General features: G+C 57.0%; 10 protein-coding genes. 4 read left to right on the forward strand and 6 right to left on the reverse strand.

Annotated features, from left to right (window positions below):
- Positions 1-33 precede the first annotated feature (33 nt).
- Together DYU11_RS32415 and DYU11_RS32420 are read right to left on the reverse strand one after the other, a co-directional pair.
- Positions 34-888, reverse strand: a complete 855-nt coding sequence (locus tag DYU11_RS32415) for an MBL fold metallo-hydrolase (RefSeq protein WP_119671912.1) — start codon at positions 886-888, stop codon at positions 34-36.
- Between the two features lie 154 nt (positions 889-1,042).
- Entirely contained in the window at positions 1,043-1,906 is an 864-nt protein-coding gene (locus DYU11_RS32420) for an SDR family NAD(P)-dependent oxidoreductase (RefSeq protein WP_119671913.1), read from the reverse strand.
- A 77-nt stretch (positions 1,907-1,983) separates the two neighbouring features.
- Between DYU11_RS32420 and DYU11_RS32425 the strand changes: the two genes are divergently transcribed.
- Positions 1,984-2,412: a MerR family transcriptional regulator gene (locus tag DYU11_RS32425; RefSeq protein ID WP_119671914.1), complete on the forward strand. Its 429-nt coding sequence runs from the start codon at positions 1,984-1,986 to the stop codon at positions 2,410-2,412.
- Here the strand turns inward: DYU11_RS32425 and DYU11_RS32430 are convergent.
- The 3 genes from DYU11_RS32430 to DYU11_RS32440 all read right to left on the reverse strand — a co-directional run bounded on the left by DYU11_RS32430 (position 2,345) and on the right by DYU11_RS32440 (position 4,249).
- Positions 2,345-3,079: an SDR family oxidoreductase gene (locus DYU11_RS32430; protein WP_119671915.1), complete on the reverse strand. Its 735-nt coding sequence runs from the start codon at positions 3,077-3,079 to the stop codon at positions 2,345-2,347. The two genes, DYU11_RS32425 and DYU11_RS32430, sit on opposite strands and share 68 nt — an antisense overlap.
- 9 nt (positions 3,080-3,088) lie before the next feature.
- Positions 3,089-3,541: a RidA family protein gene (locus tag DYU11_RS32435; protein WP_158600405.1), complete on the reverse strand. Its 453-nt coding sequence runs from the start codon at positions 3,539-3,541 to the stop codon at positions 3,089-3,091.
- 135 nt (positions 3,542-3,676) lie between these two features.
- A complete protein-coding gene (locus DYU11_RS32440) occupies positions 3,677-4,249 on the reverse strand; it encodes a Crp/Fnr family transcriptional regulator (RefSeq protein ID WP_119671917.1) in 573 nt (190 codons plus the stop codon).
- A gap of 112 nt (positions 4,250-4,361) precedes the next feature.
- Between DYU11_RS32440 and DYU11_RS32445 the strand changes: the two genes are divergently transcribed.
- Together DYU11_RS32445 and DYU11_RS32450 are read left to right on the forward strand one after the other, a co-directional pair.
- A complete protein-coding gene (locus DYU11_RS32445) occupies positions 4,362-4,928 on the forward strand; it encodes a hypothetical protein (protein WP_119671918.1) in 567 nt (188 codons plus the stop codon).
- Positions 4,929-5,009: 81 nt separating this feature from the next.
- A complete protein-coding gene (locus DYU11_RS32450) occupies positions 5,010-5,510 on the forward strand; it encodes a hypothetical protein (protein WP_119671919.1) in 501 nt (166 codons plus the stop codon).
- Between the two features lie 68 nt (positions 5,511-5,578).
- Here the strand turns inward: DYU11_RS32450 and DYU11_RS32455 are convergent, their stop codons facing one another.
- Positions 5,579-6,112 carry a hypothetical protein gene (locus DYU11_RS32455; protein WP_119671920.1) on the reverse strand — a complete coding sequence of 178 codons (534 nt, stop codon included), beginning with the start codon at positions 6,110-6,112 and terminating at the stop codon, positions 5,579-5,581.
- Between the two features lie 232 nt (positions 6,113-6,344).
- On the opposite strand from DYU11_RS32455, the gene DYU11_RS32460 reads away from it, so the two are divergent.
- The coding region (locus DYU11_RS32460; RefSeq protein WP_147368097.1) for a type IIG restriction enzyme/methyltransferase at positions 6,345-8,209 on the forward strand (1,865 nt) is incomplete at its 3' end.

Consider the following 8,209-nt stretch of genomic DNA (forward strand, 5'->3'; position numbering starts at 1 on the left):
GGTCATAGCTGTCCAAAAAAGCCGCCATCCGGCTCATTCTACCGCCTGACCAAGGGTAAGCCGCTCGCCGAGCCGCAGCACGTGGTGAGGTGTTCCGTGCTGGTTGCAGGCCTGAATAAACTCGGCGGGGTCGGCGGTGTTGAATTCGAACAGGTCGTAATGGTGCGGAATGGTCAGTTTCGCGTCAATGGCCCGACCCAGCCGGGCGGCTTCGTCGGGGTCGAGGTTGCCGGCCACCCGTCGTTCGGGTTTGTTGCCGTTAATGGGCAGAAACGCTACGTCTACGCCAAACGGCTGCAGCTGATGCTCCAGGCCATCGAACCAGAGCGTATCGCCGGAATGATACACTTTATACGGCCCCAGCTCGACGATAAAGCCCATGTACAGATTGTGCCCCTGCGCATCGACGGCCAGGTCGTTATGTGCCGCCGGTACGCCGTGAATCGCAAACCCGCCGACCGTGGTGGTTTGTCCGCCCGTCAGGCCAATGGGCCAGTCCGGATCACAGCCCAACCGGTCGGCCACGAACGCCCGGTTGGCTTCGGGAATGACAAACTGCACGTTGGGATTGGCATCAAACAAGGGTCGGAGCGTTTCGGCGTCCAGGTGATCCGTATGGTTGTGGCTGGACGTAATGACCGCCAGGCCGGTCAGTTTCGCCGGGTCGATGACCTGCTCCGACAGCCGGACGTGGGGCTTGTCAGTAGCCGCGTACTTGCGCGTCAGCGAGTTCGACAGGTACGGATCGAACAACAGACGTCTACCAACGTATTGCAGCAGAAACCCACTCTGCCCCAGCCACCAGATGTGGAGCTGGTCGGGGTGGTCGGCGGCAGCCTTGAGATCGGCCAGCAGGGCGTCGTCTTTCTGAAAAGCGGGTTTGAGCATGGTGGTGAGTGGTTTGTAGTTTGTAGTGTGTGGTTTGTAGTGTGTGGTTATTGGTTTGTGGTTATTGGTGGAACCAGAGCCCGGTACCCTTGCAGCGCAACCACAAACTACAAACCACAAACTACAAACTACAAACCACAAACCACCAACCCATCTACCCTTTAGCCGGCCGCAATCCCGTCAAACGGCCCAGAATCCGATCCAGCACCCGGTCGGGCAGCAGCCGGGGCAACACCCAGCGCTCCAGTCGCTTCGGCACCAGGGCGTAGCGGGTTTTCGGATCAGGCGTTTCGTAGATCCGTACGATCTGACGGCCAAGATACTCCGGCGTAAAGCCCACGCGCCCTTCGGCAATGAAATTTTTCACAAACCGGGTGATGGCGGGCCCGTAAGCCGTTTGCTCGTAGGGGCCGGCGTCAACGCCCTTGTCCCAGATGGGAGTATTCACCGCGCCGGGTCCGATCACGATCACGTCGATGCCGTAGAGCTGCAGTTCCCGGCGCAGGCTGTGCGACAGCCCCTCGACGGCAAACTTCGTTCCGGCATAGGCGCCAATAAACGGGGCCGCAATCTTCCCGCCCACCGAACTGATGTTCAGTATCCGGCCCGGCTGCACCGGATGGTTCGCCCGCGCACCGAGCAGGGGCAGAAACGCCTGCGTCACCTGCAGCAACCCGAATACGTTCACCTCAAACTGCTGCCGGATTTCGGCCATCGGCTGGTGCTGGAGCGGTCCGCCGATGGCAATGCCGGCGTTGTTCACCAGCCCACCCAGGCCACTGCCGGCCAGTCGGTCCGAGAGCGACTGAGCGGCTTGGGCTACCGCTTCGGCATCCGTTACGTCGAAGACCAGCGGTACGAACCGGTCGCCCCACTCGCCCCGCAGCCGGTCGGCGTCCGATGCCTTGCGCACACTGCCGAATACGGTATACCCTTGGTCAATAAACTGGTGGGCGGCTCCCCAACCGATGCCGGTCGATACGCCCGTGATCAGGATGTTTTTGCTCGTTGGTTTCATAGCTGATGTACTGCTTCAGGGGCGTAACAATCTGGAGTTAACTCCAGAGTTCGTAACTTACCAAAAAATAATCAGCTATGCACATCGGCGAACTGGCGGAACGGACCGGCTTTACGCACGACACCATCCGATTCTACGGAAAACTTGGTCTGCTGCCGGTTAATCGAACGGGGAATGGCTTCAAGCAGTACACCGACTGGCACGTGGTCCGGCTGCTGCAAATCAAGTACGCCAAAGCGATGGGCTTTAGTTTGCAGCAGATTCGGGCGACAATCGATAGCTGGGAAACGGGTGACTTATCCGTCGCGGACAAACTGAGTGTGCTCCACGAGCAACTGAACCACCTCGACCGGGCCATCGCCGAGATTGACCAGGTAAAAGCCTACGTACGTTATAAGATCGACCTGATTCAGACGGGTCAGCCGGATGATGACCTGATCAACCGTTTTTTAACAGACGGTCTGCCAGTCCTGGTGCCAGCCGGTGAATCAGCCGAAACAGCTTGACCTTACCGACGTTCACCACCGATTGCCCCCGTTCTACGCCCGCTATGAGTTCACGGGCGACCTGCTCCGGCTGAATCTTGCCGCTCCCCCGCCCGGCCGTCATGGGCGTATCGACCAGCGGCAGCACTACGTCCACGACCTGCACCCGCGTGCCCTCCAGTTGATAGCGCAGCGCCTTCGAAAACACCTGTAATCCCGCTTTGGTCCCACTGTAGACGGGTGCCGATCGCTTTGGCGAGATACCCAGCCCCGACGTTACGTTGATAACCGCGGCTTCGGGCTGCTGGTGCAGGGCAGGCAGCAGCGCATCCGTTAGCTGAATGGGGGCCGTCAGGTTTATCTGGATTTCGCTCATGATGCGCGACTGCCCTTCCGGATCATCCCCCACGGTGTAGGTATACTGAACACCGGCATTGTTGATCAGTACTGAACAGTCGGCAGCATCGCGCTGGATGGTCAGCACCAGATCCGCTACGTCGGCGACCGATGCCAGGTTGGCACAAACAAATGTTACGTCGTGATACGTCTCCCTGAGTTCGGCGATCCGGGCTTCGTTACGTCCTACCACGATCAGCTCGTTGCCGCGTTGGTACAGGGCCTTGAGCAACGCCAGGCCAATGCCCGACGTACCGCCCGTCAATACGATTCGCTGTCCGCTGAGTTTCATGACCAGCGGCTATTTTGTCGCGATACTCTCTACCTCAATCAGGCATCCGGGAGTCGTAGCCAGCACAGGAACGGGAACGATCGTGCTGGCGTGAAAGACTTCGGCACCCCATTCCGCTGCGGCAACCTTCCCGAGTATGGCTTTCTTCTCCGGCGTAAAATCGGCGATGAAAATAGTTTGCTTTATGATGTGGCGAGTCGAAACCCCAGCCGCCTGCAACGCAATCTTCAGATTTTGGATTGTCTTCCTGACCTGCTGTTCAAAGTCCGTCGAAGTCAGTTTCCCCGTCTCATCAGACGCCCACTGGCCCGAGATAAAGACGAGTTCGGCGCCCGCCGAAACGCTGCCGATGTGCGAGAACCCATTGTACGTCGGGTTGAACAATGCCTTCGGATTGATAAACGTGTTTTTCTCCTGATGCTGCGCCGTAGAGTTTTGGGCATTGGCTACGTTCGTTGTCATGATTGCGATTGCAAGTAGTTGAACCAGTTGATTTTGCATGATTGAACCAGATTGTGCGTTTAACCTGATACAAAGGAAAAGGGCCCTCAGGCCCCATCCATTTACATAGGTAAAGAAACACAGCGAGCGTTACGGCTATTCAGGCAACTGCGCACGGATCCGGCTCAGTTGGGTGGGGGTGATGCCCAGGTGAGAAGCGATATGATACTGCGGAATGCGTTGTTCGAGCCCCGGATACTCCTGCTGTAGTTTCTCGTAGCGGGCTCTGGCATCGAGCATCACCAGATCGATTTCCCGCTGTTCCTTGATAAGAAACAGGTGTTCGGCCTGCACGCGGGCCAGCCGTTCAATGGCCGGGTGGTCGTCGTACAGCGTTTCGATCCGCGAAAAACTGGCTACCTGGAGCGTACAGGGCGTCAGGGCCTGCACCGACAGATGACTGGGCCGCTTGCGTAATAAAGCGTAGTAAATGCCCATCAGGTCGCCTTCCGTAAAAAACGTTTTGTTATATTCCACGCCGTCGGCCGAGGTCCAGAACGCACGCAGGACCCCGTTCTGAATGAAGGCGATGTCGTCGGTACGCTCGCCGGCTTTGACGAAGTAGGCATGTCGGGGCAGGTGAAGCGGCCGGAACAGGTCGTTGAGAATCTGCCGGGTCGCAACCGGCAACGTAGTGAGGGTTTCCAGGTGGCGGAACAGGTCTTCCATTGACCCACAAGCTACAAAAAAGGGGTTACCGTTCGTTTAACAAACGCCCACAATTGACGTTATCTTTTCGATTGCCTGCTCCGCAACCGGCAGGCCGTTTTCAGGAAGCTTTATGCAGGACATTGAACCATTCTACGGCTGGGAAAAATATTACGTAGCGTCGGAAGACGAACGATCCCCGTTTCACGAGCGGGAGTACAACATGCAGCAGTACGAGAACAACATCTACGGCTACTACATTCATCCGCTCTGGGACGACATCGGCTCGGAGACGCTGTATTGCAAGATTCTGTTCGCCAACTACGACCGGCAATTCGTCGTCATCGAGCTGTTCGGCGAGTGGAACGATACGCTCCACAACGACATCATGTACCTGAAACGGCAGGTGGTGGACCCGCTCGTGAACGAAGGCATCAAGTACTTTATGCTGATTAGCGAAAACTTGTTTAACTTCCACGGCTCCGACGACTCCTACTACGAAGAATGGTTCGAGGACGTAGAAGACGGCTGGATCGCGGCTATTCACTCCCCGGAGTTCATCGAACGCGAATGGAAGAAATACCACCTCGATTATTACATCAACTTCGGCGGTACGCTGGACATTGCCAACTGGCGGACCCTGAAACCGGCGTCTCTTTTCGAGCTGGTCAACGGCCTGATCGTCCGGCGGCTGGGGTAAGCCGCTGTTTTTCCAGCCGTTCGTACAGTCAATAGTACCCGTACCTATTTATACCAACCGGACGGAAGTCCGGGCTACACAATGGAAAACAAACCCAACTCCCCCACCAGCGCATCCGCCGACAAACTGCAGGAAGCCAGAACCGTTATCACCGAAAAGTTTGAACATTTCAAAACGGAAGCGGGGCAGCACCTCAGCGCGGCCGCGGCCCACCTCGACGAACTGAAGGATCAGCTCGTGGCCAGAGCGACCGAAGCGACTAGCGACATCGACGTTGAGGGGCTCAAAGCACAGGCCACCCAGCAGTTTGAGGCCGCCAAAGCAACGGCCGCCGAAAAGCTCAGTGCCCTGCAGGCCCAGGCCGAAACCGTAGTGGCAGCGGCCTCGGTGAAAGTAGACGAGCTGGTCGATCAGGCCGACGACAAATTTGACGATATGAAAGCTGAAGCGGCCGTGCAGCTACAGGTGGCTCAGCAGAAACTGGACGAACTCCGCGCCGAAGCGGCCGTGCAGATCGAAGAAGCGAAAGAGCGCGCCAAAGCCGTCTGGGGGCAACTGTTCGGCGACAAAGACGAAAAGTAAACAATCGCGGTGGTTTGGTGTCATGTGTTCTACCTGACACCAAACCACCGCGATCCTTTATAAGTTGCTTATCTGCTCGCCAGTTGCGACAGGCGATTCAGGAGTGTCCTGTATTCCAGCCGGTTCCGTTGCGTAAACCGCTGGTGTTTTTTCAGCGCCTGACGATAATGATCCAGGAGCCGTTTTTTTCGTTCGCCTTCCGAAAACTTCTCTTCAGTCTCCTCAATCAGCCGCTCGAACATGCGACTGGTCCGATCAAGCTGGTTCAGTTTGTATTCGTACTGCCGAATCCGCTGGCGGGTCAATGTCAGCAGCAAACTCGGCTCTGCATCGTCCGGCTGAACCCGTACAGGCGGTGCGTCCAGTATCGCTTTCCATTCCTGCTCAAGCTGCTGAATGGGTACCGACATCGACTCCCCATCGAATGCTTCGCACGGAAGCTTTGTGATTAAATCATCCTCTGCAATCTGCGCATCAAGAATGGTATCGCCGAACGAAGTTATCGTCGTCAATACGTCCAGCGCCACTTCCAGTTCATCCAGTACACAGGAAAACTTTCTCAGCTTCGCCTGTTTATCAAGAGCGGTAAATGAAAGAATCATATCGAGTTTCGTCGGTTATATTCAAGGATGCGTATCAATGTATCAGTATCGGGGCTGGAGTGTAGTCTACAAAAAATATATACTAATGTACAACGGGCTGACCAGAAAGTCTACCGGCACAGGCTAATCCTTATTGTATGGTACAACGGCTGTGGGGCTTTTGGTGGGTGCGGCCCCGGTTTCCGAAGCCCGCAGCCGTGGGCAAATCCACCGATCGGCTTACCTTTGCACCATGAGGCTTCAACTCCGCAAACCCACCCAATCCTTAAACAAAGCCTACGCCAAACAGTCAATTACGCAGGCGCGTATGGATACGTTCCGGCGGGCGCTGGGCCGGCTTTTTTCCCGACTCGACGAAGATGAAACCGAAGAACACCAGAAAAACATCGTTGCGGGCTTTCTGAACGAAGCGTTCTATGCCGATCGCTTCGAGATCAATACCCGCGAGCGGATCGACCTCGTGATTCACCGCGGACCAACCAGCCAGGACGAACCGGCGGTTATCATCGAAGCCAAGCGGGTGTTTGCGGGCGAGATGATTACGCCCATCAAAAACAACGTCAAGGCGCTGCACGAACTGATTCTGTACTACTTCGAGGAGCGCGAACGCCACCAGAATATTGCCATCAGTCAGTTGATCATTACCGACGTATACAACTGGTTTTTCTTCGACGAGAACGATTTCCGGCATTATTTCTACGACAACGCCAAACTCCGGAAGCTGTACCAGATCAAACAGCAGCAGAAAAAAGACAACACGTTTTTCTACGCCGAAACGGCCCGCATTCTGCGCGAACTGGACGACGAGCTGCCCGTTACGTACCTCAACCTCCGCGAAGCCGCTGACCTCTCCGACGGCGACCCGAACCGGCTCATTCCGGTCTTCAAGCTGTTTTCGCCGGAACACCTGCTGAAGCTGCCCTTTGCCAACGACGCCAACCAGCTTAACCGGAGTTTTTATAACGAACTGCTTCACATCATCGGGCTGCACGAAACCGTTCAGGCCGGACGGAAGCTTATCCAGCGGCTCCCCGAGGGCGAACGGCTCGAAGGCTCGCTGCTCGAAAATACGATCAACATCCTGCGGGTCGACAACGCCCTCCGCGAACTCGACGCCCCCGAGCAGTATGGCCCAACGGAGGACGAGCAACTGTTCAGCGTGGGGCTGGGGCTTTGCATTACGTGGCTGAACCGAATCCTGTTCCTGAAACTCCTGGAAGGCCAGCTGGTACGTTACCACCACAATGACCGGAGTGTGCAGTTCCTCACCTCGCGACACCTGCGTGAATTCGACGAGCTGCACGAGCTGTTTTTTGAGGTGCTGGCCGTACCGGAAAACCAGCGGCCCGCCAGTATTCAGACGCGCTTCGGACCGGTTCCGTATCTCAACAGTTCGCTGTTCGAGCTGACCGATCTGGAGCGAAAAGCCCTCAAAATAAAAGGGCTGAAGGACCGGCTCGAACTGCCGCTCTACGCCCAGACGGCCCTGCGCGATACCCACGGCAAACGACAGACCGGCCAGCTGCCGACGCTCAATTACCTGCTGGCGTTTCTGGATGCCTACGATTTTTCGTCGGAGGGGCCGGCCGAAATTCAGTCGGAGAACAAACCGCTTATCAACGCGGCCGTGCTGGGGCTGATCTTCGAAAAGCTGAACGGCTACCGCGACGGTTCGTTTTTTACGCCCGGCTTCGTGACGATGTACATGGTCCGCGACGCCATCCGCCGGGCCGTGGTCAGCCGGTTCAACGAACAGTTTGGCTGGACGGCCCGCGACCCGACCGACGTGTACAACCAGCTCGACCGGATCAGCATTGCCGACGCCAACGCGGTCATCAACAGCCTGCGTATCTGCGATCCGGCCGTGGGGAGCGGTCACTTTCTGGTGTCGGCGCTGAACGAACTCATCGCCATTAAGGCCGAACTCGGCATCCTGGCCGACCGCGACGGCCGCCGGTTGCGCGGCTACGACATCGCTATCGTCAACGACGAGCTGGTTATCACCGACGAAGACGGTCTGCCGTTTCAGTATTTTGCGCCGGGGGGGTTGGGGCGTGGGGCTGGGGGCGTAGGGCGCGGAGCATGGGGCGTCGGGGG

This window comes from Fibrisoma montanum, assembly GCF_003583365.1.
GTDB lineage: Bacteria > Bacteroidota > Bacteroidia > Cytophagales > Spirosomataceae > Fibrisoma > Fibrisoma montanum.

Excerpts from the sequence above, each read along its gene's own strand:
- DYU11_RS32450 (WP_119671919.1), top strand. The coding sequence starts at position 5,010 with ATGGAAAACAAACCCAACTCCCCCACCAGCGCATCCGCCGACAAACTG.
- DYU11_RS32445 (WP_119671918.1), top strand. The coding sequence starts at position 4,362 with ATGCAGGACATTGAACCATTCTACGGCTGGGAAAAATATTACGTAGCG.
- DYU11_RS32425 (WP_119671914.1), top strand. The coding sequence starts at position 1,984 with ATGCACATCGGCGAACTGGCGGAACGGACCGGCTTTACGCACGACACC.
- DYU11_RS32455 (WP_119671920.1), bottom strand. The coding sequence starts at position 6,112 with ATGATTCTTTCATTTACCGCTCTTGATAAACAGGCGAAGCTGAGAAAG.
- DYU11_RS32430 (WP_119671915.1), bottom strand. The coding sequence starts at position 3,079 with ATGAAACTCAGCGGACAGCGAATCGTATTGACGGGCGGTACGTCGGGC.
- DYU11_RS32420 (WP_119671913.1), bottom strand. The coding sequence starts at position 1,906 with ATGAAACCAACGAGCAAAAACATCCTGATCACGGGCGTATCGACCGGC.
- DYU11_RS32435 (WP_158600405.1), bottom strand. The coding sequence starts at position 3,541 with ATGACAACGAACGTAGCCAATGCCCAAAACTCTACGGCGCAGCATCAG.
- DYU11_RS32440 (WP_119671917.1), bottom strand. The coding sequence starts at position 4,249 with ATGGAAGACCTGTTCCGCCACCTGGAAACCCTCACTACGTTGCCGGTT.
- DYU11_RS32415 (WP_119671912.1), bottom strand. The coding sequence starts at position 888 with ATGCTCAAACCCGCTTTTCAGAAAGACGACGCCCTGCTGGCCGATCTC.